Annotated in this window: 26 protein-coding genes and 1 tRNA gene; 15 read left to right on the top strand and 12 right to left on the bottom strand. The window is 72.3% G+C overall.

The window, feature by feature from the left end; all coding sequences use genetic code 11:
- Positions 1 to 369: 369 nt before the first annotated feature.
- Together ACZ7JA_RS21245 and mscL are read left to right on the top strand one after the other, a co-directional pair.
- Positions 370 to 975 carry a hypothetical protein gene (locus tag ACZ7JA_RS21245; RefSeq protein ID WP_470809722.1) on the top strand — a complete coding sequence of 202 codons (606 nt, stop codon included), beginning with the start codon at positions 370 to 372 and terminating at the stop codon, positions 973 to 975.
- Positions 976 to 1,113: 138 nt separating this feature from the next.
- On the top strand, positions 1,114 to 1,590 hold the full coding sequence (mscL, locus tag ACZ7JA_RS21250) for a large conductance mechanosensitive channel protein MscL (RefSeq protein ID WP_389303402.1): 477 nt from the start codon (positions 1,114 to 1,116) through the stop codon (positions 1,588 to 1,590).
- Between the two features lie 217 nt (positions 1,591 to 1,807).
- On the opposite strand, the gene ACZ7JA_RS21255 is transcribed toward mscL, so the two are convergent.
- Positions 1,808 to 1,984, bottom strand: coding sequence for a hypothetical protein (locus tag ACZ7JA_RS21255; protein ID WP_389303399.1), 177 nt, complete (start codon positions 1,982 to 1,984; stop codon positions 1,808 to 1,810).
- A gap of 91 nt (positions 1,985 to 2,075) precedes the next feature.
- On the opposite strand from ACZ7JA_RS21255, the gene ACZ7JA_RS21260 reads away from it, so the two are divergent.
- The 4 genes from ACZ7JA_RS21260 to ACZ7JA_RS21275 all read left to right on the top strand — a co-directional run bounded on the left by ACZ7JA_RS21260 (position 2,076) and on the right by ACZ7JA_RS21275 (position 6,721).
- A complete protein-coding gene (locus ACZ7JA_RS21260) occupies positions 2,076 to 3,314 on the top strand; it encodes a low temperature requirement protein A (RefSeq protein WP_470809725.1) in 1,239 nt (412 codons plus the stop codon).
- Between the two features lie 64 nt (positions 3,315 to 3,378).
- Complete coding sequence (locus ACZ7JA_RS21265) at positions 3,379 to 4,422, top strand: P1 family peptidase (protein WP_470809727.1); 1,044 nt, start codon at positions 3,379 to 3,381, stop codon at positions 4,420 to 4,422.
- Positions 4,423 to 4,596: 174 nt separating this feature from the next.
- Positions 4,597 to 5,817, top strand: coding sequence for a L,D-transpeptidase (locus ACZ7JA_RS21270; RefSeq protein WP_470809729.1), 1,221 nt, complete (start codon positions 4,597 to 4,599; stop codon positions 5,815 to 5,817).
- A gap of 157 nt (positions 5,818 to 5,974) precedes the next feature.
- Positions 5,975 to 6,721 carry a DUF6227 family protein gene (locus tag ACZ7JA_RS21275; protein WP_351664946.1) on the top strand — a complete coding sequence of 249 codons (747 nt, stop codon included), beginning with the start codon at positions 5,975 to 5,977 and terminating at the stop codon, positions 6,719 to 6,721.
- Between the two features lie 54 nt (positions 6,722 to 6,775).
- Here ACZ7JA_RS21275 and ACZ7JA_RS21280 read toward each other — a convergent pair whose 3' ends face one another.
- From ACZ7JA_RS21280 to ACZ7JA_RS21310, 7 genes are all read right to left on the bottom strand, one after another.
- Positions 6,776 to 7,057, bottom strand: coding sequence for a hypothetical protein (locus ACZ7JA_RS21280; RefSeq protein ID WP_403682195.1), 282 nt, complete (start codon positions 7,055 to 7,057; stop codon positions 6,776 to 6,778).
- A 111-nt stretch (positions 7,058 to 7,168) separates the two neighbouring features.
- Positions 7,169 to 9,334, bottom strand: coding sequence for a PTS fructose transporter subunit IIABC (locus tag ACZ7JA_RS21285; protein ID WP_470809732.1), 2,166 nt, complete (start codon positions 9,332 to 9,334; stop codon positions 7,169 to 7,171).
- Positions 9,331 to 9,591: a hypothetical protein gene (locus tag ACZ7JA_RS21290; RefSeq protein WP_351664952.1), complete on the bottom strand. Its 261-nt coding sequence runs from the start codon at positions 9,589 to 9,591 to the stop codon at positions 9,331 to 9,333. The genes ACZ7JA_RS21285 and ACZ7JA_RS21290 overlap by 4 nt, the downstream gene beginning before the upstream one ends.
- Positions 9,588 to 10,535 (bottom strand): 1-phosphofructokinase, encoded by a 948-nt coding sequence (pfkB, locus tag ACZ7JA_RS21295; RefSeq protein ID WP_470809734.1) that lies wholly within the window; start codon positions 10,533 to 10,535, stop codon positions 9,588 to 9,590. Before pfkB ends, ACZ7JA_RS21290 begins: the two co-directional genes overlap by 4 nt.
- Positions 10,532 to 11,293 (bottom strand): DeoR/GlpR family DNA-binding transcription regulator, encoded by a 762-nt coding sequence (locus tag ACZ7JA_RS21300; protein WP_351664956.1) that lies wholly within the window; start codon positions 11,291 to 11,293, stop codon positions 10,532 to 10,534. The genes pfkB and ACZ7JA_RS21300 overlap by 4 nt, the downstream gene beginning before the upstream one ends.
- Positions 11,294 to 11,555: 262 nt before the next feature.
- Positions 11,556 to 12,230: a TetR/AcrR family transcriptional regulator gene (locus tag ACZ7JA_RS21305; protein ID WP_450748630.1), complete on the bottom strand. Its 675-nt coding sequence runs from the start codon at positions 12,228 to 12,230 to the stop codon at positions 11,556 to 11,558.
- A 472-nt stretch (positions 12,231 to 12,702) separates the two neighbouring features.
- On the bottom strand, positions 12,703 to 13,701 hold the full coding sequence (locus tag ACZ7JA_RS21310; protein ID WP_351664958.1) for a sigma-70 family RNA polymerase sigma factor: 999 nt from the start codon (positions 13,699 to 13,701) through the stop codon (positions 12,703 to 12,705).
- A gap of 207 nt (positions 13,702 to 13,908) precedes the next feature.
- On the opposite strand from ACZ7JA_RS21310, the gene ACZ7JA_RS21315 reads away from it, so the two are divergent.
- The gene (locus ACZ7JA_RS21315) at positions 13,909 to 14,487 is read left to right on the top strand and encodes a GNAT family N-acetyltransferase (RefSeq protein WP_389449990.1); all 579 of its coding nucleotides are present in this window, start codon (positions 13,909 to 13,911) and stop codon (positions 14,485 to 14,487) included.
- Positions 14,488 to 14,554: 67 nt separating this feature from the next.
- Here the strand turns inward: ACZ7JA_RS21315 and ACZ7JA_RS21320 are convergent, their stop codons facing one another.
- The gene (locus ACZ7JA_RS21320; RefSeq protein ID WP_389303374.1) at positions 14,555 to 15,367 is read right to left on the bottom strand and encodes a dioxygenase family protein; all 813 of its coding nucleotides are present in this window, start codon (positions 15,365 to 15,367) and stop codon (positions 14,555 to 14,557) included.
- Between the two features lie 139 nt (positions 15,368 to 15,506).
- Between ACZ7JA_RS21320 and ACZ7JA_RS21325 the strand changes: the two genes are divergently transcribed.
- Positions 15,507 to 16,016 (top strand): MarR family winged helix-turn-helix transcriptional regulator, encoded by a 510-nt coding sequence (locus tag ACZ7JA_RS21325; protein ID WP_351664964.1) that lies wholly within the window; start codon positions 15,507 to 15,509, stop codon positions 16,014 to 16,016.
- A 43-nt stretch (positions 16,017 to 16,059) separates the two neighbouring features.
- On the opposite strand, the gene ACZ7JA_RS21330 is transcribed toward ACZ7JA_RS21325, so the two are convergent.
- Together ACZ7JA_RS21330 and ACZ7JA_RS21335 are read right to left on the bottom strand one after the other, a co-directional pair.
- The gene (locus ACZ7JA_RS21330) at positions 16,060 to 17,598 is read right to left on the bottom strand and encodes an MFS transporter (RefSeq protein ID WP_450748610.1); all 1,539 of its coding nucleotides are present in this window, start codon (positions 17,596 to 17,598) and stop codon (positions 16,060 to 16,062) included.
- A gap of 242 nt (positions 17,599 to 17,840) precedes the next feature.
- The gene (locus tag ACZ7JA_RS21335; RefSeq protein ID WP_389303369.1) at positions 17,841 to 18,485 is read right to left on the bottom strand and encodes a TetR/AcrR family transcriptional regulator; all 645 of its coding nucleotides are present in this window, start codon (positions 18,483 to 18,485) and stop codon (positions 17,841 to 17,843) included.
- Between the two features lie 254 nt (positions 18,486 to 18,739).
- On the opposite strand from ACZ7JA_RS21335, the gene ACZ7JA_RS21340 reads away from it, so the two are divergent.
- From ACZ7JA_RS21340 to ACZ7JA_RS21355, 4 genes are all read left to right on the top strand, one after another.
- The gene (locus ACZ7JA_RS21340; protein ID WP_450744483.1) at positions 18,740 to 20,017 is read left to right on the top strand and encodes a M6 family metalloprotease domain-containing protein; all 1,278 of its coding nucleotides are present in this window, start codon (positions 18,740 to 18,742) and stop codon (positions 20,015 to 20,017) included.
- A gap of 164 nt (positions 20,018 to 20,181) precedes the next feature.
- On the top strand, positions 20,182 to 21,807 hold the full coding sequence (locus ACZ7JA_RS21345; RefSeq protein ID WP_470809738.1) for an IclR family transcriptional regulator domain-containing protein: 1,626 nt from the start codon (positions 20,182 to 20,184) through the stop codon (positions 21,805 to 21,807).
- Positions 21,808 to 21,852: 45 nt separating this feature from the next.
- A tRNA-Arg gene (locus tag ACZ7JA_RS21350) sits at positions 21,853 to 21,928 on the top strand.
- A gap of 264 nt (positions 21,929 to 22,192) precedes the next feature.
- The gene (locus ACZ7JA_RS21355) at positions 22,193 to 22,579 is read left to right on the top strand and encodes a YcxB family protein (protein WP_470809740.1); all 387 of its coding nucleotides are present in this window, start codon (positions 22,193 to 22,195) and stop codon (positions 22,577 to 22,579) included.
- 34 nt (positions 22,580 to 22,613) lie between these two features.
- On the opposite strand, the gene ACZ7JA_RS21360 is transcribed toward ACZ7JA_RS21355, so the two are convergent.
- The gene (locus ACZ7JA_RS21360; RefSeq protein WP_389450002.1) at positions 22,614 to 22,895 is read right to left on the bottom strand and encodes a hypothetical protein; all 282 of its coding nucleotides are present in this window, start codon (positions 22,893 to 22,895) and stop codon (positions 22,614 to 22,616) included.
- A 227-nt stretch (positions 22,896 to 23,122) separates the two neighbouring features.
- On the opposite strand from ACZ7JA_RS21360, the gene ACZ7JA_RS21365 reads away from it, so the two are divergent.
- The 3 genes from ACZ7JA_RS21365 (at position 23,123) to ACZ7JA_RS21375 (ending at position 24,787) form a co-directional block, all read left to right on the top strand.
- On the top strand, positions 23,123 to 23,884 hold the full coding sequence (locus tag ACZ7JA_RS21365) for a hypothetical protein (protein WP_470809742.1): 762 nt from the start codon (positions 23,123 to 23,125) through the stop codon (positions 23,882 to 23,884).
- A gap of 68 nt (positions 23,885 to 23,952) precedes the next feature.
- Complete coding sequence (locus ACZ7JA_RS21370) at positions 23,953 to 24,390, top strand: hypothetical protein (RefSeq protein ID WP_470809744.1); 438 nt, start codon at positions 23,953 to 23,955, stop codon at positions 24,388 to 24,390.
- 103 nt (positions 24,391 to 24,493) lie between these two features.
- A complete protein-coding gene (locus ACZ7JA_RS21375; RefSeq protein WP_389303306.1) occupies positions 24,494 to 24,787 on the top strand; it encodes a DUF1330 domain-containing protein in 294 nt (97 codons plus the stop codon).
- The last annotated feature ends 4 nt before the right edge of the window (positions 24,788 to 24,791 follow it).

Genomic DNA, 24,791 nt, shown 5'->3' on the forward strand with positions numbered 1-24,791 from the left:
CCAGGGCCGGGACGCCAGGGCCGACGGACCAGGCCGGGAGGCAAGGGCCGGGGAGCCGGCGCGGGCCAGGGCCGGGAGGCCGGGGCGGGGCCGGGAGGCCGGGGCCGACGGACCAGGGCCGGGACGCCAGGGCCGACGGACCAGGCCGGGAGGCAAGGGCCGGGGAGCCGGCGCGGGCCAGGGCCGGGAGGCCGGGGCGGGGCCGGGCCCGGGAGGCCCGGGCGGGCCGGCGCGCGGACGGGCGGTCACCCTTCCGTGTGGGCGAGTTGTCCACAATCCGCCGACCGTCCACCGGCGCCGGCGGGGTCCGGCACGAGGCGTCATCGTGGCACCGCAAGCCGATCTCCCTCGTCGCCGGCGGTGAATCCCATGGCTCTGGCCTCGTCGTACCCCGCTCCTCCCACGCCCTCGTCCCCGCACCCGCGCTCCCCCGCCCCGCCGGCCGTCCGGCTGCCCCGCCCGCTGGGCACCGACGCCCCGGCGATCTGTGAGGTGCCGCCCTTCGCCCCGGTGCGGGTGCGCGGCGGGCGGTACGGACTGGAGCGGCTGGTACGGCGACGCGGGCCGGTCCTCGCCGCCGGGCTCCTCGTGACCGCGGCCGCGCTGGTGGCGGCAGGGCCCCGGTCCGCGGGCGAGCCGCACCGGAGCGACCGGGCCCGCGGCCATCCGGCCACCCGTTCCGTGCGTGTCCCTCGGGCGGCGGACCTGGTCACGGCGCCGGTGCGCATCGCCGACGCCGCCACCGTGCGGCTGCTGCGGCCGGGCGACCGGGTCGACGTGATCGCGGCCGAGGACGCGTCGGCCGGCGGCGTCGCCCGGGTGCTCGTGCGCGGGGCGCGGGTGACGAAGGTGCCCGAGCCGCTGACGGGAGCGGCCGAGAGCGGGGCGCTGGTCGTGCTGTCGGTGCCGCGGCCCGCCGCGGCGGGGCTCGTGGGGGCGAGCGCCACGGCACGGCTGGCGGTGACGCTGTGCTGAGCCGCGCGGCCCATTACGCCTTCAGTCCGTTCTCCCGACCTTGGGACAAGCTGCCGAATTGGACATGGGGACCCCAGCGTGCCGTAGGTTGCGGAGCGTTTTGTTCCGCGTCCTGTGCACGTGAGGAGTGCCCTCGAGGTGATCGAGAAGAAGGAACCCACCGTCTGGCAGGGCTTCAAGGCCTTCCTGATGCGGGGGAACGTCATCGACCTCGCGGTCGCGGTGGTGATCGGCACCGCGTTCACGAACATCGTCAACTCGGTGGTGAAGGGTCTCATCAACCCGCTGGTCGGGGCCATCGGCACGAAGAACCTGGATCACTACACCTCCTGCCTGAGGGACCCGTGCGTGGTGAACCCGGACGGGTCGGTCAAGAGCGGTGTGCCGATCATGTGGGGCTCGGTCGCCGGGGCCACGCTCAGCTTCGTGATCACGGCCGCGGTGGTGTATTTCCTGATGGTCCTGCCGATGTCGAAGTACCTGGCGCATCAGGAGGCCCGCAAGAAGGCGCGCGAGGGCACGCACGAGGTCATCGAGGTGACCGAGCTGGCGGTCCTCAAGGAGATCCGCGACACCCTGGTCGCGCAGCGCACGGCGGGCCACGACCGGCGCTAGGCCGTGTCCGCAAAGTCGCGTCTGCGTCACGACGCCCGGCACGCACTCTCGCCGCACCGGCCGAAAGCCCGAGTACACCCAGTACGAGGGCATCCGGCCGGCACTCCCCCAGCCTTCGGCCGGGGGACCCCCAGAGCACGCACCGGACGCCGCGACGCCCGCCCTGCGGGCGAACGACGCGACTTTGCGGACACGACCGAGCGGCGCCGCCCGCGGTTCAGATGTGGTGGGGCGGCTTCTCGTCGAGGAAGCGCCTCAGGTCGGCGGCGCCGTCGCCGTCCGGGCGCTCGCCCCACCCGCGGTCGGTGTCGTCCGAACTCTGCCGGTTCAGCGGATCGTCGAAGATCAGCGCGGCCTTCGGATCGCGCTGCTCGGGCTCGGGGGCGGTGCTCATGCCTCAAGGGTACGGCCCCGGCCCGCCGCCCTCCCGGCCTCGTGAATCCGGTCACAAGATTTCGCCGCCGTCTTCTGCTCTCCTGGGAGACATGACGTCGAGTTCCGCTCCGTCGCCCGCCTCGCCGGGCGCACAGCAGTCCCAGCCGCTCCTGCGGCGGCTCACCGCGCGCGGGCGCGACGAGGCCCACCGGGTCTCCTCGCCGCTGGAGCTGTTCTTCGACCTCTGTTTCGTCGTGGCCATCGCCCAGGCGGGCGCCCAGCTCGTGCACACGGGGGCCGCCGGCCACGTGGCCGACGCGATCCTCAACTACGCGATGGTCTTCTTCGCCATCTGGTGGGCGTGGATGAACTTCACGTGGTTCGCCTCGGCGTACGACAACGACGACGCGCTCTACCGGGTCGTCACCCTGGTGCAGATCGCCGGTGTGCTGGTGCTGGCCGCGGGTGTGGCCCCGGCGTTCGAGCGCCATGACTACCTGGTGGTCTGGCTCGGCTACGTGATCATGCGGCTGGCGATGGCCGCGCAGTGGCTCAGAGCGGCCGGATCGGCCGAGGGCGCGGAGCGGACCACCGCGCTCAGATACGCCGGCGGTGTGCTGCTGTGCATGGTCGGCTGGCTCGGTCTGGTGCTGCTGCCCGAACCGCTACGGCCCTGGCTGTTCCTGGTGATGGCCGTCGCGGAGCTGTGCGTGCCGGTCTATGCGGAGAAGGCCCACGCGACGTCCTGGCACGCCCATCACATCGCCGAGCGGTACGGCCTGTTCACGATCATCGTGCTCGGCGAGTCGATCGCGGCGGCCACGGTCGCCGTGAAGTCGGCGGTGAGCGAGCACGACGCGCTGGGCGAGCTGCTGCCCCTCGCGGCGGGCGGCCTGCTGATCGTCTTCTCCGCCTGGTGGATCTACTTCGTGGTGCCCATCCACGGCCATCTGCGTTCCAGCACCCGGGCGTTCCTGTGGGGCTACGGCCACTACCTGATCTTCGCCTCGGCCGCCGCGATCGGCGCCGGTCTGGAGGTGGCGGTGGAGCAGACGGTCGGCCGGACGCGCATCTCGACGCTGTCGGCCGCGGCGGCCGTGACACTGCCGACGGCGCTGTACCTGCTGACGGTGTGGGCGCTGCACTCGCGGCACTTCAAGGCCGGCATAAGACAGCAACTGGTGCTCCCGGTCACGGCGCTGCTGGTGATCTGCTGCACCTTCCTGGGCGAGTGGGCGGTGCTCGCGGCGGGGCTGGTGTCGGCGGCCTCGGTGGCGACAGGGGTGACCCTGACGGCGCGCCGGGCCGCCCGCGGGCGGCACTCGGACACCGCCTCACCTGCCGCCTGACGCACCCTCACCCACGCCCGCCCGTGCCTCTCCCGCGCGGGCCGGCTGGGCCACACTGGCCCGCATGACAGTCGACGCTCTGACGGACGTCGCCGGAGTGCGGGTGGGGCACGCCACCCGCACCGGGGACGGCTGGCTCACCGGCACCACGGTCGTGCTCGCGCCGGAAGGGGGTGCCGTCGCCGCCGTGGACGTGCGCGGCGGCGGCCCCGGCACCAAGGAGACCGACGCCCTCGACCCCCGAAACGTGGTGCAGCGGGTGGACGCCGTCGTGCTGACCGGCGGCAGCGCGTACGGGCTCGACGCGGCGTCCGGGGTGATGGCCTGGCTGGAGGAGCGGGGGCGCGGGGTCCCGGTGGGGGCGGATCCGGCGCACGTGGTGCCGGTGGTCCCCGCCGCCTGCGTCTTCGACCTGGGCCGGGGCGGCGACTTCCGCGCCCGCCCGGACGCGGCGACGGGACGCGCGGCGGTGGAGGCCGCGGCGGCGAGCGCCCGGGGCGCCCGGGTGCCGGAGGGGTCCGTCGGGGCCGGCACGGGTGCGGTCGCGGGCGGGCTGAGGGGCGGGGTGGGCACCGCGAGCACGGTCCTGGACTCCGGGGTGACGGTGGCCGCGCTGGTGGTCGTGAACTCCGTGGGGTCCGTCGCGGACCCCGCGACGGGCGTGCTCTACGGCGAGTTGTTCCAGGGCCGGGTGGAGTACCCGGAGGCGCGGGTGCACGAGGCCGCGCGCCGGCGCCTCGCCGAGGTGGCGGCCGGGAACGCGCCCCCGCCGCTCAACACGACGCTCGCGGTGGTCGCGACCGACGCGGACCTGGGCAAGGCGCAGGCGCAGAAGCTGGCGGGCACCGCGCACGACGGCATCGCGCGCGGCGTGCGGCCGGTGCACCTGCTGCACGACGGGGACACGGTGTTCGCGCTGGCGACGGGCGCGCGCCCGCTCGGCGGCGGGCATCCGCTGGAGCTGAACGACGTCCTCGCGGCCGGCGCGGATCTGGTGACGCGGGCGATCGTCCGGGCGGTGCGCGCCGCCGAGCCGTTCTCGGGTCCCGGCGGGGTGTGGCCGTCGTACGAGGAGCTGTACGGCGCGCGGCGGGCGCCGGGCGCGTAACGGGCGCGGTCGCGGCGGCGGGACCCCGGGAAGCGTGACTCCGGGATGCGGATTGTCGCGGTTCTGTCACCAGACGACGCCAACGGGCACCGGCGGGAACCCCATCGGCGCCGCGGGCCTCTTTTCCCACGCACTGGAGCGGATCAAGCACATCACACGAACTGGGAGCAGCCCGTGACAACGCCGGACATCGCAACGCGGCGCGTACTGGGGGCCTGTGCCGCCCTGGTGGTCGGCGCCCTCACCCTGACGGCCTGCGGCGGCGACGCCAGCGCCACGGGCGAGGACGGAAAGAACGGCGAGGGCTCGGCCAAGAACTCCACGGCGACGATCGTGATCTCGGCGAAGGACGGTTCGACCGGCGCGTCCATCAACGCCACCGGCGTCAAGGTCAGCGACGGGCGGCTGACCGACGTGAAGATGACCGTGTCGGGGTCCAGCCAGGAGGTGCAGGGCGCGATCTCGGCGGACGGCCACACCTGGAAGCCGAAGCAGCAGCTCGAGCGCGGCACCAAGTACCGGATAGCGGCGACCGCGAAGGACGGCGACGGGCGCACCGCGGCGGCCAACTCCATCTTCACCACCGTCTCCTCGTCGAACAGCTTCATCGGCACCTACACGCCGGACAACGGCACCACGGTCGGTGCGGGCATGCCGGTGTCCTTCACCTTCGACAAGTCGATCAGCGACCGGAAGGCCGTGCAGTCGCACATCAAGGTCGCCTCCAGCAGCGGCCAGCAGGTCGTCGGGCACTGGTTCGGGGACCGCCGGCTGGACTTCCGGCCGCAGGAGTACTGGAAGGCCGGCTCCAAGGTCACGATGAAGATCGACCTGGACGGTGTGCAGGGCGCGAACGGCGTCTACGGCGTGCAGAAGAAGACGGTGACCTTCACCGTCGGGCGCTCGCAGGTCTCCACGGTGGACGTCGGCACCCAGACCATGACGGTGGTGCGGGACGGCCGGACGCTCAAGACGCTGCCGATCTCCGCGGGCAGCCCGCAGCACACCACGTACAACGGGCAGATGGTGATCTCCGAGAAGTTCGTGCAGACCCGGATGAACGGCTCGACGGTCGGCTTCGGCGGGGAGTACGACATCGCGGACGTCCCGCACGCGATGCGGCTGACGTCGTCGGGCACGTTCATCCACGGCAACTACTGGTACAACAAGGGCAACCCGCCGTTCGGCCGGGAGGGCACCAGCCACGGCTGCGTGGGCCTCGCCGACGTGCAGGGCGCGCAGGGCGACACCACGGCCAAGTGGTTCTACGACAACTCGCTCGTCGGGGACGTAGTGATCGTGAAGAACTCCCCCGACAAGACGGTGGCGCCGGACAACGGCCTCAACGGCTGGAACCTGTCGTGGAGCGACTGGACCGCCGGAAGTGCCGTCTGACGGGCGGGTTTTGACGGACGGTGGGGCCGCGCGGGAACTTTTCGCGCGGCCCTCGCGTTTTCCCCGCATACGTTTTCTCGGATCGGGGACATGATGTCCGACCGAGGGGCTACGGTATGCACCCACCAGGTGACATGCAGCAACGCCGGGAGAAACCTTGAGCGTTCCGTACGAGACGGCAGCGTACGAACCAGCCGAGTCGCCCGAGTCTCCGGAGGAGCACCTCGCGCGGCTCCTCGGCCGTGCCCTGAACTCCTTCGAGCTGCCCGACGAGGTGCTCCGCCTCCTCGAGTGCGCCCTGGCGCACGACGGCTCCCTGCACTCCGCGCACCACAGCGCCGGACTGCACCGGGAGACCTACCGGCACACCTGGCTGCTCGCCGACGGCTCGGCGGTGACCCTGTGGGAGCTGGTGCACAACACCGCTCCGGGCGGCGAGACGCAGCACGAGGTGTACGTCGACGAGGAGGAGCTGCACACCGCCACCGGCCGGCTCCCGCTGCCGCCGGACACGGCGGACTTCGAACTGCCCGTGGTGACGCAGCTCTCCGCGATACCCGAGCCCCGGCACGTGTACGCCCCGGACGACACGGCGGACCACGCGCGCCGGCTGCTGCGCCGCGCGGAGAACCCCGACCGGCCGGGAGCGGAGGTGGCGGCCCTGCTGGCGACGGCGTCCGCGCACCAGATCACCCAGGCGTTCGGACGACCGGGACGGCCCGCACGGGCGGGCCTGAGCTTCGCGCTGTACGAGCACGCGTTCCTGCTGCCGGACGGCGGCGAGGTCTCCCTGTGGGAGGTGGAGCACACGGCGACCCCCGACGGGCGGCACATGTGCGAGGTCTACATGTCGCAGGACGCGGCCCGGGACGCCATGGAGCGTCGGGCGGCGCGACAGGTCTGAGGCCGGCCGGCCCGGCGGGTCCGGGGTTCGGTGGTGCGGCCCGGTCCGCGGCCGTCAGCGGCCGCCGAGTCGCCGTACCAGGCCGGCGAAGGCGTCCTGCTCCTCGGGGCTCAGTTCGACCGACTCCCGCGACGGACCGGCCTGCCGCTGCTCGGGAAGGGCGGGCAGAGCCGGGAGGACCGGAAGCACGGGGAGAGCGGCGGCCCGGCGCCGGTCGGCGGCGGCCTCGACACGGAAGCGGCGCAGCAGGCGCATCACGATGACGGCCCAGACGACGCCCGCGGCGGTGAGGACGGCCGCGCCGGTCAGCTGGAGTGTCGAGACGTGCTCAGGCATGCCCCCCAGTAGACACCACGGTCCGGGACTTTGGTCCCGGACCGTGACGTATCTCGCAGGTGCCGTGAACAACTCACAGCGCACCAAAGGGACAAGAGGCGCGGCTGCCCGTCAGGCGGCGATCGCCTGCTTCGTCCCCGGCGCCGCCGTGGCGGGACCGGCGGCGGGGTCGCCGGCCGCGGCCCCCGGGACCGGCCGGCGCATGCCCTTGAGGACGACGACCAGGGCCGTGGTGACGAGGACGCCGGCCGCGATGGCGATCAGGTAGAGGAACGGGTTGCCGATCAGCGGGACCACGAAGATGCCGCCGTGCGGGGCGCGCAGGGTCGCGCCGAAGGTCATCGACAGGGCGCCGGTGAGCGCGCCGCCGACCATGGCGGACGGGATGACCCGCAGCGGGTCCGCCGCGGCGAACGGGATCGCGCCCTCGGAGATGAAGGACGCGCCCAGCACCCAGGCGGCCTTGCCGTTCTCGCGCTCGGTCTGGGTGAAGAGCCTGCCGCGCACGGTCGTGGCCAGGGCCATCGCCAGCGGCGGGACCATGCCGGCGGCCATCACCGCGGCCATGATCTTCATCGCGGAGTCGCTCGGGGCGGCGACCGCGATGCCGGCGGTGGCGAAGGTGTAGGCCACCTTGTTCACCGGGCCGCCCAGGTCGAAGCACATCATCAGGCCGAGCAGGCCGCCGAGCAGGATGGCGTTGGTGCCGGTGAGGCCGTTCAGCCAGTCGGTCATGCCCTTCTGGGCCGAGGCGATGGGTTTGCCGATCACGACGAACATCAGGAACCCGACGATCGCCGAGGAGATCAGCGGGATCACCACCACCGGCATGATGCCGCGCAATGCCGCCGGGATGCGGACCCGCTGGATCGCCATCACCACACCGCCGGCGATCAGACCGGCCGCGAGTCCGCCGAGGAAGCCCGCGTTGATCGTCAGCGCGATGGAGCCGCCCACGAAGCCGGGGACGAGGCCGGGACGGTCCGCCATGCCGTAGGCGATGTAGCCGGCCAGCACCGGGACGAGGAAGGCGAACGCGACGCCGCCGATCTGGAACAGCAGCGCGCCCCAGCTGTCGGCCTGGGCCCACACGAAGTGGTCCATCACCGAGGGCGCCTTGTTGATCTTGTAGCCGCCGATCGCGAAGCCGAGGGCGATCAGCAGACCGCCCGCGGCGACGAACGGGACCATGTAGCTGACGCCGCTCATCAGCCACTTGCGGAGCTTGGTGCCGTAGCCCTCGCGGGAGTCACCGGACCGCTCGACCGGTGTGCCCGCCGCGGCGGGCGCGGACACCTCGCCGCGCGCGGCCTTCTCCCGCACCTCGGTGATGAGTTCGCCGGGCCGGTTGATGCCCGCCTTCACCCCGACGTCGACGGTCGGCTTGCCCGCGAAGCGGCCCTTGTCGCGTACGGGGACGTCGTGCGCGAAGATCACGCCGTCCGCCGCCGCGATCACCTCGGGGTCCAGCCGGGTGAAGCCGGCCGAACCCTGCGTCTCGACGGCCACCTCGGCGCCGGCCTCGCGGCCCGCGTTCTCCAGCGACTCGGCCGCCATGTAGGTGTGGGCGATGCCGGTCGGGCAGGAGGTGACGGCGACGATACGGAAGGGCCGCTCGTCCGGGACGGAGTCGGCGACCGCACCGGCGGCGGCGCCTGCGGCGGGCCCGGAGCCGGGTGCCGCGGGGGCCGCCTGGGCCGGTCCGCCGGGTTCTTCGGTGGCCGCCGGGGCCGGTCCGCCGGCGTCCGACGGCTCCGGCGCACTGCCCGCCGCGGCGCCGGCGGAGGCCGCCCCCGGCGCCGCGGCGGTGTTCTCGGGAGCGCCGTCGGCCGGCGCCTCCTCCCCGCGGATGAGCGCCGCCGCCGCGCCCGCCGCGCCCACGGACCGCAGCGCGTCGGTGAACTCGGCGTTCATCAGCTGCCGGGCCAGCGACGACAGGATCGTCAGGTGGGCGTCGTCGGCGCCGGCCGGGGCGGCGATCAGGAAGATCAGGTCGGCGGGGCCGTCCGCGGCGCCGAAGTCGATGCCGTCGGCGCTGCGGCCGAAGGCGAGGGTCGGCTCGGTGACATGGGTGCTGCGGCAGTGCGGGATGCCGATGCCGCCGTCGAGGCCGGTGGGCATCTGCGCCTCGCGGGCGGCCACGTCGGCGAGGAAGCCGTCGAGGTCGGTCACCCGGCCGAGGGCCACCATGCGCTCGGCGAGTGCGCGCGCCGCCGCTTCCTTGGTGTCGGCGGACAGGTCGAGGTCGACCAGGTCCGCGGTGATCATGTCGCTCATCGCGGGCTCCAATGCACGCGTATCGCCCGGGGGATGGGGTGGGCGGGGGTGGGGACGGGGGTGCGGTCGGGGGAGGCTTCGGGACGGGTGGAGCCGGGGCCGGGCGGCCCCTGCTCCCTGGGGCCGGATTCGACGGGCGCCTGGGCGCCCCGCCGTTCGGGCTCCGGCGCGGTGGGGAGGTCCGGGCGGGCGGGCCGTGGGCTGGCGCCCAGATGCCTGCCGCCGGGGCGGATGCCGCGCACCGAGACGGGGCTCATGACACCGGCTCCCTCAGTTCGCGGTCGACGGGGATGTCGGCCGTGACCGTGACCGCCGCCGGGTCCAGGTCGGCCGGGGCCGGCATCACGCTGCCCGGGAGCTGCACGGCGGCGGCGCCGTGGGCGACGGCGGAGGCGAGGGCCCGGGGGCCGCTGCCGCCGGCGATCAGGAAACCGGCGAGGGAGGAGTCACCGGCTCCCACGTTGCTGCGGACGGTGCGCACCCGCGCGCTGCCGAACCAGGCGCCCGCGCCGTCCACCAGCAGCTGACCGTCGGCGCCGAGGCTCGCGAGCACGGCGCCCGCGCCCATTCCGCGCAGCTCCTCGGCGGCCTTCAGGGCGTCGCCCACCGTCGCCAGGGGGCGTGCGACGGCTTCCGCGAGCTCCTCGGCGTTGGGCTTCACCACGTCGGGCCGGGCGCGCAGCGCCTCCTGCAGCGCACGCCCCGAGGTGTCCAGGGCGATGCGCGCGCCCCCGGCGTGCGCCCGGGTGACGACATCGGCGTACCAGGAGGGAGCGAGCCCCCTGGGGAGGCTGCCGCAGCAGGCGATCCATTCGGCGTCGCGCGACTGCTCGCGGACGGTGTCCAGGAGCAGTTCCTGCTCGGCCGGGGACAGGTCCGGGCCCGGCGCGTTGATCTTCGTCAGCACGCCGTCCGCCTCCGCCAGCGCGATGTTGGACCGGGTGGCCCCGGCGACCGGGACCGGTGCGACCTCGATGCCCTGGGCGTGAAGCAGCTCGGCGACCAGCGCGCCAGGCGCACCGCCCAGGGGCAGGACGGCGACCGTGCGCCGCCCGGCTGCCGCCACGGCGCGCGAGACGTTCACACCCTTGCCGCCGGGGTCCATGCGCTCACCGGTGGCTCGGATGACCTCGCCGCGCTCCAGGGCGGGGACCTCGTAGGTGCGGTCGAGGGACGGGTTGGGGGTGACGGTGAGGATCATGCGCGCACTACTTCCGTGCCGCCGCGCTCGATGACGGCGGCGTCTTCTTGGCTCAGCCCGCTGTCGGTGATCAGCAGGTCCACGTCGCTCAGGCCGCCGAAGCGCGCGAAGTGCTCCTGGCCGTGCTTGGCGGAGTCGGCGAGGAGGACCACGCGGCGCGCGGCGGCGACGGCCGCGCGCTTGACGGCGGCCTCGGCGAGGTCGGGGGTGGTCAGGCCGTGCTCGGCGGAGAAGCCGTTGGCGGCGACGAACGCGACGTCGGCGCGGATCTCGCCGTAGGCGCGCAGCGCCCAGGCGTCCACGGCGGCCCGCGTACGGTGCCGGACCCGCCCGCCGATGAGGTGGAGCTGGATGCCGGGGTGGTCGGCGAGGCGGGCGGCGATGGGCAGGCTGTGCGTGACCACGGTGAGGGCGGACTCCAGCGGGATCGCCGCGGCCAGCCGTGCCACCGTGGTGCCGGCGTCGAGGACCAGCGTGCCCCCGGCGGGCAGCTCGGCGAGGGCCGCCTTGGCTATGCGGTCCTTCTCGTCGGCGGCGGTCGACTCGCGCTCGGCGAGGTCCGGCTCGAAGTCGAGACGGCCGACGGGGATCGCTCCGCCGTGCACCCGGCGGACGAGGCCGGCCCGGTCGAGGGCCTTCAGATCGCGGCGGATCGTCTCCGCCGTCACCTGGAACTCCTCCGCCAGCGACAGGACGTCCACCCGGCCGCCGTCGCGGGCGAGGCGGAGGATCTCCTGCTGTCGCTCCGGTGCGTACATGCCCGTTTACCTCCACCTCATGCCCGAACGTGTTGTTTCACTGCGAGGCTACGCCTGGAATTCCGCAAAGTAAACAAGTTCGGGCCTCGATCGGGCATGAACGGGCTTCCGGTTCCGTCCGGACATCGCTCGGAAGAAAGCGAGGCACCGGGAGAGGGCGGGGCGCGCGCCCGGAAGAGGGCCGGGCAGGCGGAGGGCCCGGCACCTGCTCGGGCCGGACCCTGTGAACACCGGGGGGAAGCACCCGCCCCGCCCCGTAGGACTACGCGGGCTCGGGCCAGGCGTAGTTCTCCAGGGCCGCCAGGTTCCGCAGGGCCAGGGTCGCCGGGCCGTCGGGGCCGGTGGACGGGGAGGCGGTGACGGCCCAGGACTCGACGGCCACGCGAATCGCCGCCCCGGCCACCGCCGCCGTGAGACGGAGGTGCGGCGGGATCGCGGGCGCCGGGGCAACGTTGTCGTCGGCGGAATCCGGCGCGTCCGCGGGGCCTCCGGATTCCGCCTCGCCCGCGGGATCCGCAGGGCCCTCGGACTTCGCGGGCGGCAGCCGTTCCGCCAGGGTCCTCGCCAGTGCGCCCTCGGACGTCCGGCAGACCTCCGCCCACACCTTGCCCAGGGCGGGGCTCGCGTCGGCCAGGCGGATCAGGGTGCGGACCCACTCCCAGGAGGCCGCCGAGACGCCGGCGCCCGGGCTGAGGGTGTGCTCGACCGCGTGACGCAGCGCCTCCGGCACGGAGAGGCCGGGCGGGGCGTCGTGGACCGCCTGGATGCAGAGCTCGGCGCCCGCCGCGTACAGCGGCGCCACCGCCTCCTCTTTCGAGGCGAAGTAGCGGTAGAAGGTGCGCGGGGCGATGCCTGCGGCCTGGGCGATGTCCTCGGCGCGTGTGGCGCGCAGGCCCTGGCGCACGAAGAGCGCGGCCGCCGCGCGGGCGATCTCCATGCGGGTCTCGGCCTTGCGGCGCTCGGTCAGGGACATCGCGGCGGTGGCGGAAACAGGCTGGTGGGCGGTGTTGCCGGTAGTACGGGGGGTGCTCACCTCGGCAGGCTATGCCGGTGTGGCAGAATCTGCCATTCGAGCGGGCCACCCCGGGGTTCAGGTACGGGGTGGCCCGCCGTACCTGCATGAGGCCGGGCCCCGGCGCCTGGGGGGGTAGGCGCCGGGGCCCGGCTGGAACGTTCCGACGCCGGGGGGGGTGGCGTAGGAACGTGGCTCACGCGGCGAGCGTCTGGCGGATGCCCGTCGTGCCACATGTGGGGGTGGGTACTGCGGCTGGGAGTGCGGCCCCTCCGTGCAAGTCCAACTCCGGTGCCCGCAATGGTTTTTCCCTCCGGCCCAGGAGTTGAAGCGACGGTACCGCGCCATGTTTGCGCCGTCTTTCGCCACCGGGTGTGCGCGGTCGTACGCCGGCCGGTCAGGCCGCCGCGTCGAACCCGGTGCCGCGGGCGAGCTTCTTCAGTTCGAGCAGTGCGTGCTTCTCGATCTGCCGGATGCGTTCGCGGGTCAGGCCGTGCTCCTTGCCGACTTCCGTCAGCGTGCGCTCACGGCCGTCCTCGATGCCGTACCGCATCTTGATGATGGAGGCGGTGCGCTGGTCCAGACGGCCGATCAGGTCGTCCAGCTCCTCGCTGCGCAGGAGCGTGAGGACCGACTGCTCCGGGGAGACCGCCGAGGTGTCCTCCAGCAGGTCGCCGAACTGGGTCTCGCCCTCGTCGTCCACCGGCATGTTCAGCGAGACCGGGTCGCGGGACCAGTCGAGCACGTCGGTCACGCGCTCCGGCGTCGAACCCAGCTCGGCGGCGATCTCCGCGGGCTCCGGCTCGCGCCCGTGCTCGCGGTTGAACTCCCGCTGGACACGGCGGATTCGGCCCAGCTCCTCCACCAGGTGGACGGGGAGCCGGATCGTGCGGGACTGGTCGGCTATCGAGCGGGTGATGGCCTGGCGGATCCACCAGGTGGCGTACGTCGAGAACTTGAAGCCCTTGCGGTAGTCGAACTTCTCGACGGCGCGCACCAGACCGGCGTTGCCCTCCTGGATCAGGTCCAGCAGCGGCAGGCCGCTGCGCGGGTAGCGCCGGGCCACCGCCACGACGAGGCGGAGGTTGGACCGGATGAAGACGTCCTTGGCCCGCTCACCGGCGTCGACCAGGGCCTGAAGCTCCTCGCGGGTGGCGTCGGACTTCGACTCCTCCTCACCGGCGAGGACCTGCCGCGCGAACACACCCGCCTCGATGGTCTGGGACAGCTCGACCTCCTTGGCGGCGTCGAGCAGCGGCGTACGCGCGATCTCGTCGAGGTACATGCCGACCAGGTCGCGGTCGGCGATCTCGCCGGCGTGGGCGCGAACACTGCCTGCCGAGTCGGCCGTCTCGCCAGTGGCGGACTTACGACGGGCGACGGCACGGGTTGCCATGCGTGCTCCCTTGCGATGGTGGGCTGGCGGGTGGTCCTTCGAACGCTCGGCACACGAACGGATCGTCTTGCGGATCTGACCCCTTTGGACTCTCCTCGAGTGCCCTGCATCCGTGGGAAACAACGACTGGAATCCGGACAGAATTCCCAACCCGACCCTCAATTTTTCTGATCATGCAGTACCCTGTCGGCCACACGGGGAGGCGCAATGCCGTCGACACACACGGAAGTGCAGGTCAGGCCGGGCATCGAGGCGGATCTCGAAGCCCTCACGGAGATCTACAACCACTACGTGCGTGAGACGGCGATCACGTTCGACACGGCCATCTTCACCGCGGAAGAGCGACGCCCTTGGCTGCTCTCCCACCCGGAAGACGGCCCGCACCGCCTGATGGTTGCCACGGCGGCGGACTCACAGCGGATCCTGGGGTACGCCACATCCAGCCCTTACCGCGCGAAGCCCGCCTACTCCACCTCCGTGGAGACGACCGTGTACGTCGCACCGGACTCCCTCAGAGGGGGCGCCGCCGGCCGCCGCGGCATCGGCACCCTGCTCTACCGCGCCCTCTTCAGGGCGCTGGCCGGCGAGGACCTGCACCGGGCGTACGCGGGCATCGCGCAGCCGAACGAGGCCTCGCGGCGGCTGCACGCCCGCTTCGGCTTCCGGCACGTGGGCACGTACCAGGAGGTGGGACGCAAGTTCGGCCGCTACTGGGACGTGGCCTGGTATGAGAAGGACCTCGGGCAGGCCCCCCTCGGCCAGGCGCTCCACGAGCGCCCTGCGTAGGCGCCGCGCGGGCACTGCGCGCCGACGGGCCGCAAGCGCACGGCGCGGGCGCCCCGCGGGCAGCCGCTCAGCCGAATTGCAGCGACCGCTTCGCCAGCCCCATCCAGAACCCGTCGATCACCGACTTCTGCGCGTCCAGCTCGCCGCCCGCCTCGGCCGCGCCCATGGTGACGAAGAGCGGGGCGAAGTGCTCGGTGCGCGGGTGGGCGTAGCGGCCCGCCGGGGCCTTGTGGAGGAAGTCCAGCAGGTCGTCCCAGTCGCGGGCCTCCAGGGCTCTGCGGCCCCAGTCGTCGAACTCGGCGGACCAGGTCGGCACGCCGGCCCCGGTGTGCCGCAGGGCGGCGAGGTTGTGGGTGAAGAAGCCGGAACCCACGATCAGCACGCCCTCGTCGCGCAGCGGGGCCAGCTTGCGGCCGATGTCCATCAGCCGGACCGGGTCGAGGGTCGGCATGGAGATCTGCAGGACGGGGATGTCGGCGTCCGGGAACATCTCGACGAGCGGCACGTAGGCGCCGTGGTCCAGGCCGCGGTCGGGCATGTCCTGGACCGGGACGCCGGGGGCGCGCAGCAGCTTGCGGACGGACGCGGCCAGCTCGGGCGCGCCCGGGGCGGCGTACCGGACCCGGTAGTAGTGCTCGGGGAAGCCCCAGAAGTCGTAGACGAGCGGGACGGTCTCGACGGCGCCGAGGGCGAGCGGGGCCTCCTCCCAGTGGGCGGAGACCATGAGGATCGCCTTGGGGCGCGGCAGACCGGCCGACCAGGCGGCGAGCTGCCCCGGCCAGACCGGGTCGTCGGCGAGCGGCGGGGCGCCGTGGCTGAGGTAGAGGGCGGGCATGCGCTCCCGCCCGGCAGCGGACGTCTCCTGCGGTGCGGCGGACATGACGGCGGCTCCCGGTGCTCGGTTCCTGCGAGACGCACCCTTCGAGACTCCGAAAGATGCTTTAAGTCTCAAGCTCTATGACTGCACACTACGCCCGACTTGTTCAAGTTTCAAGGAGATGCCTCGTACAGTGGGACACATGAACACGGCAACGGACTCCGCCGGCCGGCACCGCTGGCTCACCGACGAGGAGCAGCGCGTCTGGCGCGCCTACCTGCACGCCACCACCCTCCTGGAGGACCACCTCGACCGGCAGCTCCAGCGCGACGCGGGCATGCCGCACGTCTACTACGGCCTCCTCGTCGGCCTCGCCGAGGCGCCGCGCCGCCGGCTGCGGATGACCGAGCTGGCGATGAGGTCCAAGATCACCCGCTCCCGGCTGTCCCACGCGATCGCCCGGCTGGAGAAGAACGGCTGGGTCCGCCGCGAGGACTGCCCCTCCGACAAGCGCGGTCAGTTCGCGGTGCTCACCGACGAGGGCGCCGAGGTGCTGGGCCGCACCGCCCCCGGCCATGTGGCCGCCGTACGCCAGGCCCTGTTCGAGCGGCTGACCCCGGAACAGCAGAAGGCCCTCGGCGAGATCATGGAGATCGTCGCCGAGGGCCTCCAGCCCAACGAGGCGGGTGCGGACCTTCCCTGGCTCCGCTGACCCACCGCGCGCTACGCCCGGTGGGTCGTCACCCCGAGGCCGGTCAGTGGGCCACCACCGGCACCGGAATCTCGTCCTCGACGCCCTCGCCGGAGGCGACCGGGGTGGAGCCCGGGCGGCCGGCGTTGACGAAGGTGAAGGCGATCAGCGCGGCGAGGGCCAGGATGCCGACGGCGAAGCCGATCGCCGTGCTGTAGCCGTGCACCATGCCCTGCAGGCCCACGAGCTGCTGCTGCGGCTTGGTGGCCGCACCGGCGATGTGGTCCTCGATGTACGAGGTCTTCGCGGACGCGGCGATGGTGTTCAGCAGGGCGGTGCCGATCGCGCCGCCCACCTGCTGCGAGGTGTTGACCATCGCGGACGCGACACCGGCGTCCCGGGGCTCGACGCCCGAGGTGGCGAGGGACATCGCCGGCATGAACGCCGTGCCCATGCCGAGGCCGAGCAGCACCATCGCGGGCAGCAGCAGCGTCGCGTACGACGAGCCGATCTCCATCTGCGTCAGCAGCAGCATGCCGAACCCGGCGACCAGGAAGCCGGGGCCCATGAGCAGCCGGGCCGGGACGCGGGTCATCAGCCGGGTGCCGATCTGGGTGGAGCCGGTGATCATGCCCGCCACCATCGGCAGGAACGCGAAACCGGTCTTCACCGGCGAGTAGCCCTTCACGACCTGCAGGTAGTAGGTCAGGAAGAGGAACAGGCCGAACATGCCGATGATGGCGAGGCCGAGGGAGAGGTAGATGCCGCCGCGGTTGCGGTCGGTGACCACGCGCAGCGGCAGCAGCGGGGCCTTGACCCGGGACTCGACCAGCACGAAGGCGAGGAGCAGCACCGCGGACGCGACGAACATCGCGACGGTCACGGTGTCGCCCCAGCCGTCGGACTCGGCGCGGGTGAAGCCGTAGACGAGCGCGAACAGGCCGAGGCTGGAGAGGATCACGCCGGGGATGTCGAGCGGGGAGCGGTTGCGGCCGCCCTCGGGCTCACGGATGACGAACCAGGCGCCGAGCGCGGCGACGACGGCGAACGGGACGTTCACGAAGAAGGTCCAGCGCCAGTCCAGGTACTCGGTGAGGAAACCGCCGAGGATCAGGCCGACGGCGCCGCCGCCACCGGCGATCGCGCCGTAGATCCCGAACGCCTTGGCGCGCTCCTTGGCGTCCGTGAACATCACGGCGAGCAGGGACAGCGCGGCCGGGGCGAGCAGGGCGCCGAAGACACCCTGCAGGGCGCGGGCGCCGAACATCATGGTGCCGGTGGTGGCGGCGCCGCCGAGCGCGGAGGCGGCCGCGAAGCCGCCGAGGCCCAGCACGAAGGCGCGCTTGCGGCCCCACAGGTCGGCGACCCGGCCGCCGAAGAGCAGCAGACCGCCGAAGGCGAGGGCGTAGGCGGTGACGACCCACTGCCGGTTGCCGTCGGAGATGCCCAGGTCGGTCTGGGCGGAGGGCAGCGCGATGTTCACGATGGTGGCGTCGAGGACGACCATCAGCTGGGCGAGCGCGATGAAGACCAGCGCTTTCCAGCGGTTGGCGTCACCGCTCGGTGCGGTGAGGCCGGGAGCCTTGAGGGCTGCTTCGGACATGGAGGTACCCACTTCGGGACTTCGTGACGGAAAAAAGACGTAGGTATGGGCGGCTCGTCGGCAGCGACGGCGACGGCCGGAAGCTCGTTTCACCGGCCCGGTGCGGCCGGCAGCACCCCGGCGCTCCGGGTGCTTTCAGTGCTCTGCGTGCTGTGAATGCTGTGAGTGCTCTGCGTGCTGTGGGTGGGGACCGGAGCGCGGTCCCGGACTGATCGGTCGTGCCGGTCGGTCAGGCTGATCGGTCAGGCTTTGCGGAGGTCCTCCATGGTCACGGGTGTGCCCGGCAGGACGGAGCGGCCTGGAGCCCGCAGACCGTCCAGGAACAGCTGAAGATGACGGTGTGCGAAGCGGTCGACGCTGCAGCAGTCCGTGCCGGCCGGCGGCCGGCTGAGCTGGGCGACGGCGACCATCAGGTCACCGACACCCACGTCGGAGCGGAGCAGCCCGGCCCCCTTGGCCCGGTCCATGAGGTCCTCGACGATGCGCTCGACGCGCTCGCGGGCGGCCTCCAGATCGGGGTGGTGCTGGTCGAACGTGCTGGTGACCATCGGGCACAGGGCGCTGATCCGTTCGTCCGCGGCGGCGTGCACGAAGCGCTCCAGCGCCTCGAACGCGTCGCCGCCCTCGGACAGCGCCTGTTCGGCGACCCGTACGGTCCGGTCGAGGACCGAGCAGACGACCTCGCGGACGAGGGCGTCGCGGTCCGGGAAGTTGCGGTACACCGTGGCATTGCCGACACCGGCCCGGCGGGCGATCTCGTCGAAGGGCACGTCCGGCCCGTGTTCGACGAACATCTCCCGGGCGGCGGTGACGATCCGCTCCCGGTTGCGCAGGGCGTCGGCGCGAGGCCGGGACACCTTGCGCGGCGTGGGGAGGGCGGTCTGCACGGCGTACTCCTGGTCTGGTGACTCTGCGATCCGGGGAATGGATCCCCGTTTCGCGCGGACACAGGTCTAAACGGGGAGCAGGTCCCCGGTTATTTCCCCCTCGCCGAAAACATTCCCGTGACCTGGCTCACACCTGCCGCTCCGTGGATTCCCACGATCGGCTGCTCCAGCGCGCGCCCTCCCGCCCGTCGACCCAGGGTGATCACAGGTGCAGTCGTCAGACCTGCGGCTGCCGTGGAGCGGGAGGTCCATGCATGCAGCCGCCGTCGCCACGCCGCCGCATACGCCCGCGCCGCGCGACCGCCCTGGCCTCGGTGAGCATCCTGACCCTCGCGGTCAGCACCTCAGCCGGCAGCGGGCCGCTGACGGCGTCCTCGACCGCCGGCCCGGCCGGCCTGGTCCGCTCCTCCGCCCTCTCCCCCTGCATGATCCGCGGCGGCATGGACGTGCAGATGACGGAAGGCGTCCCCACCCCGGTCGGCTACTCCCGCTCCACCGGTACGGTCCGCGCCCTCACCCTGATGATCGACTTCTCCGACGCTCCCGGGCAGGGCAGCGCCGAGGACCGCTTCCACGAGTTCTTCCCGCAGACCCAGGAGTGGTTCCGCACGGCGTCCTACGGCCGGCTCGACTACCGCCCGGAGACCCCGATACCCGGCTGGCTGCGCATGCCGAAACCGTTCAAGGCGTACGGCATAGAGCGCGGCGCACCCTTCGACCCCGGCTACCGCCAGCTCGTGCAGGACATGGTGGCCGCCGCCGACCCCGACGTGGACTTCCGCTCGTACGACCTGCTGAACGTGCTGGTCACCCCCAACGCCGGCCCCTCCGCCCTGGACACCGTGCTGTCCGTGACCTTCGCCGGCAACTCCGACGCCCCGGTCGCCGACGGCGTCGTCGTCGCCAACGCCTCCTTCGTCTACTCCCGCCAGGACGACGGCTCCGGCTCCTACGGCCACACCGGCTACCGGGTACTCCCCCACGAGAACGGCCACACCTTCGGGCTGCCCGACCTCTACACCCAGGAGGGCGGCTCGGCGGTCGGGCACTGGGACATCATGAGCGAGGACTGGGGGGTCAACAACGACCTCCTCGGCTGGCACAAGTGGAAACTGGGCTGGCTGGACGGCACCCAGGTCGGCTGCGCGGCCCGCCCCGGCCGCACCGACTACACGCTGACACCGCTGTACCGGCCCGGCGGCGGGAAGCTGGTCCTCATACCGATAGACCAGCGCACCACCTACGCACTGGAACTGCGCGCGCCGGGGGGCAACGACGAGACGGTGTGCGAGCCGGGCATCCTCATTTACAAGGTCGACGCCACCGTGGACACCGGGCGCGGCCCGATCACGGTCTACGACGCCCACCGCCACAGCGGCGGCTGCACCCGAAGCCCCAACGTCCAAGCCGAACTCTCCGACGCCCCCTTCACCACCGGCGAGTCCTTCAAGGACCCGCGCCATGGGATCACGGTCGAGATGAAGGCGACGGGGAACGACGGGGAGTTCAAGGTACGGGTCACTCGGCGGTAGCCGGTGGTTCGGCGGTGGAAGGTCATCCGGCGGTGGTGGGCCACAGCGGATCACCCTGCAGTGGCGGGGACGCGGCAGCGTGACGACGCCGGCCGGGCACCGCACCGGGCGGTCTACCGTAGGCGTTCCCGCAAGTCGCCGTACCGGACCGGAGAACCGAGCCGATGCCCCCGAGAACCGCCCTGGACCAGGACGCCGCGCCCGGCCCGCCGGCCGAGGCGGTCGCGCCGCTGATGCGCGGGATCGCCGTGCTGCGGCGACTGACGCTGGCGGGCGGGACGCTCAGCCCCAGCGAGCTGGAACGGGCGACCGGGCTCGCCCGCTCCACGGTCGACCGGATCACCGCCACCCTGGCCCGCATGGGATACGTCCGCCACGACGCCCGGGACGTCGTCCTCACCCCCCGTGTGATGGAACTGGGCAACGCCTACCTGGCCGCCCTGCGCCTGCCCGCCCTGCTCGACGCCCGCGCGGACGCCCTGGCCGACGAACTGGACGAGTCGGTGTCCCTCGCGGTCGCCGACCTCGACGGCGTCCGCTTCATCCACCAGGCAACGCGCCGCCGCGCGATGTCCGTGAGCTTCCGCATCGGCGACCTGCTCCCGGCCGAACGCACCGCGCCGGGAGCGTTGTTCGCGGCCGAGTGGGACCAAATGGACTGGGCGCGCTGGCACTCCCGGCTGTCCGGCGACCCGGCGGACGCCCCCTTCCCCGCGCTGCCCCCTCAACCCACTTTCTCCTCCGCCCACTTGCCGGCTTTCGAGACGAGGGCGGCGCAGGCCCGCCGGGACGGCTGGGCGGTGGACGACCAGTTGATCGAGCCGGGCCTGGTCGCGGTGTCCGTGCCGGTACGGGACCCGGCGACCGGCCGGGTGGCGTGCGTGGCGAGCGTGGTCAGCCACACCAGCCGGCACACGGCGGCCGACCTGCGCACCACCCTGATCCCCAGGCTGCGCACGGCGGTCGCCGCCATGGAGGCCGACCTGCGCCAGGCGCCCCCGCCGGAGCCCGGCCCGGCGCCCTCGGGCCTGGCGGCCTGGACCACGGCGTCCAAGCACGAACTGGGGCGCGAGTTCATCGAGTCCCTGGCCCGGGGCCTGACCGTGCTGACCGCGTTCGGCGAGGGCCGCTCGGCGCTGCCGCTGACCGAGGTGGCCCGGGCGACCGGCCTGGCCCGGGCAACGGCCCGGCGGGCGCTGATCACCTACGAACACCTGGGCCTGGTGACCACCGGACCCGACCCCCGCACCTTCACCCTCACCCCGCGCGTCCTGGACCTGGGCTTCCCGCCGCTGTCCCGCACCACGCTCCCCCGGCTGGCCGCGCCCCACCTCAGGGCCCTCGCCGACCGGGTCCACGAGCCGACGGCACTGGCGGTCCTGGCGCCCGGCGCGGGAACGGAGATCCAGTACACGGCAGGAGCGGGCGCGAGCCGGGTCCTCACCGTGGACATCGCGGTCGGCGCACGTCTCCCGGCCGCCGGGACCTCGCTGGGCCGCGTCCTGCTCGCCGACGCCGAGGGCCCCCTGCCCTCCGCCCTCGCCGAGATCCGCGCCCAGGGCTACGCACTGGCCGACGAGGAGCTGGAATCAGGGCTGCGCTCCATCGCAGTACCGGTACGCGACCGGAGCGGCCGGGTGGTCGCCGCGGTGAACGTGGCCACACACGCGGCCCGCCGCACCCTCCAGAACTGCGTCACAGACCTGCTCCCCGCCCTCCGCTCCACCGCCGACCACATCCAGGCAGACCTCCACACCGCCTCCCGCTTCACCCACGTCCCCCCGTCCTGATCCACCGCCCCGCCCTGATCCGGTACCCTGTGGACCGAGTACAGCGCCTTCGTAGCTCAGGGGATAGAGCACCGCTCTCCTAAAGCGGGTGTCGCAGGTTCGAATCCTGCCGGGGGCACCAGTTCATAGGGCCCGCGCCTCCCACATCTGGGGGGCGCGGGCCCTCTGCCATCTCCGTCTGACATCAGCGGTGCCGGTCGCACACCTGGGGGCGCCGTTCCCGACTGCGGGCACATCGTGGCGTGCGCTGGTGGCATCCCGTTCGCGTCGACCCAGGCAGAGCCGGGCAGGGTGGCGGCAAGGAAGGAGGCACGTGCGGCTGCTCAATGCCAGCGTCACCCTATGATCCGTACCTCACACCATTGGGGATCACTAAGGCGAGGGCATGCAAGCGCTGACGCTGAGCTATGTGCCGGAGAGGGGCTACAGCTACCGCGCGTTCATCCTCTCCTCCCGCTGGGGCCTCCGTCGCAGCGCACGCAAGGTCTGGAACCGTTCTCCTGGCCTTCAGCAACATTACGAGCAGGTGATAACCGAGGAAGCGCTGACCGTGAGGACAGAAGGCGTTACGCACACTTACGCCTGGTCGAGGTTCGGTGAGCTGGTGGAGTACGACCGCCAGTTCGTCCTGATGGACCGCTCGGGCAAACCCTCTGTCGCGATACCCAAGCGTGGGCTATCGGACCCGTCACTCGTTCCAGTGTGCCGCCGCGTCCTCAGCAACTGCTTCGCCACTGCAGCGGATCAGCCCCCGGCTGCGCCCGACCGGTAGGACCGCCACCGACCGATCCACACAGAGCTACGGATCAGGTGTTGTCCCCCGCCCGTAGCTCTTCCGTCCGCCGGCGGGCGTAGCCCTCCAAGTCCTGCTTGATGGCCATGACGTCCTCCACGCGGATCCGGATGGGCCGGCAGTGCAGGGCATCGCAGGAGCGGGGAAAGCTGCCGTCGATGAGGGAGACGCCGCTGAGTACGACGCCCGCCACCTCATCAACCGCGGTGCACAGCACCGGGTGGAACGAGCAGTCCTCGTAGATGTCGCCCACCCGGATGCCGTTCGGGTTGCCGGGGTCTGGTGTCTCGCTCATGGGAAGAACCGTCTCAGTTTCCGTCTCGCTCAGCGACTGTCAGGCCCGTTGGGCCGGGCTCCGGGCAAGTGATGCGCCGCGCCCACCCATCCGCCTCTCGGGAGGCGGGGATTGTCTGATGCCCCATTGTGATTCGCGGGTGTACAACCCCGTGCGGGTGCCGGCTGTCTGTAAGGCGCTGGAGGGATGAGCCTTCTGTGCCTTCGCGTAGGACGATTGGGGATCAGGTGGGGAAGCAGGGCTGGAGAGTCGTCGTAGCCGGTGGTGCGGCGGCGGTGTTCACGGCCGTGGCCTCGGCGCCGGCCGGGGCGGCCGAGGGTGGGGTCTCGTTCACCCGTGTCCAGGTGAACGGCGGCAAGCCGATTGTGATCGGGGTGTCGGAGGTTGCGGTGCCCGCCTCCTTCCGAATGGCGACCACCCACAAGTGGCAGTGGCCGGCGGTGTTCCTGTACCGCGATGGTGCGGATGATCGGCTGTGGCACGCCATCGAGACGAGCGACTGCATCACCGTGAGCTCGGGCGTCTGCGACTTCAACGAGACGATGTACTTCGACCCGAGCGTGTGGGACATGCGTAACAGCGAGGCCGGGGCCTGGAAGGTCGGAGCCGAGGTGTCCTTCAAGGGCGGCGGCGGTGACACCGACGACAAGGGTCTGACGGTCCAGGTCAAGCGCAACTCCCGCCTGACCGTCAACGCCTCGCCCGAACCGGTGTCCAAGGACAGGACCATCACCGTGACCGGCAAGGTCACACGGGCCAACTGGGAGACCAAGAAGTACGCCTCCTACGGAGGCCGCCTGGTGAACCTGCAGTTCAAGCCTGCCGGCACCGCCTCCTACACCACGGTGAAGAAGGTGTACGCGAACGGCTCGGGTGATCTCAGGACGACCGTGAAGGCCTCCAAGACGGGCACGTGGCGCTGGCTGTACCACGGCAACGCCACCACCGGCCCGTCGACGTCGTCCGGGGACAACGTCGTGGTGAAGTGATGTGACGCCTGCCTAGGTCCGAGCCGCGACCCGGTGCCGCGTTGGATCTCGTACCTAGGATGGGCGGCATGCGATGGGGGACGCAGCCGCGCTGGGCGCGAGGGGTGGCGGCGGTGTACGTCATCGGGTTCGTGGAAGGAACCGGGTCGCACGCCTACGACGTGATCAGGGGTGGACTGCACGCGTACCGCTACTGGCCCCTGCCGAGCCAACTGCTCTTCCACGCCCTGCTCGTGCTCGACCTGCTCGTCGCCGTGTGGGTCGTGCTCGCGCGTCCGGCGGGACCGCCCCTCGGCGCGACCGTCATGGCCGCCGACCTGGCTGCGAACTGGTGGGGGAACCGGTATGGCATCCTGAGCGACCCGCTCGACTACGTGAGGCCGTCCGGGCTGGCGCCGATCACGCTCTTCGGAATTTTCGTCCTGGCGACGGCGCTCCCCCTGCGCAGGACGTTCCGCCAGGGGTTGCCGCGTCAAGGTCTGTCTCCGGACGCGCGCTGTCGCTAGCGGCGATGGCCGTCAAAGCCGCCCACTGACGTTTCCGTCATCGTCCGTTGATGTGATGCCAGGTCATCAGCCTGGCGCGCTTGTCCGAACACAGGAGGTCTCCATGGCCAAGGGCTACTGGGTCAGTGCGTACCGGACCATTTCCGACCCGGAGAAGCTGGCCGCCTACAACGAGCTGGCCGCTCCGGCCGTCCAGGCCGGGGGCGGGCGGGTGCTCGCCCGCGGCGGCCGGGTCGTCGCCCATGACGCCGGTATCGCCGAGCGCACCGTCCTGATCGAGTTCGACACCTTTGAACAGGCGGTCGCGGCACACGAGAGCGCGGCGTACCAGGAGGCGCTGGCCGTCCTTTCCGACGGCGTCGAGCGCGACTTCCGCATCATCGAGGGCGTCGACTGACCGG

This window comes from Streptomyces sp. NPDC038135 (genome assembly GCF_055601245.1).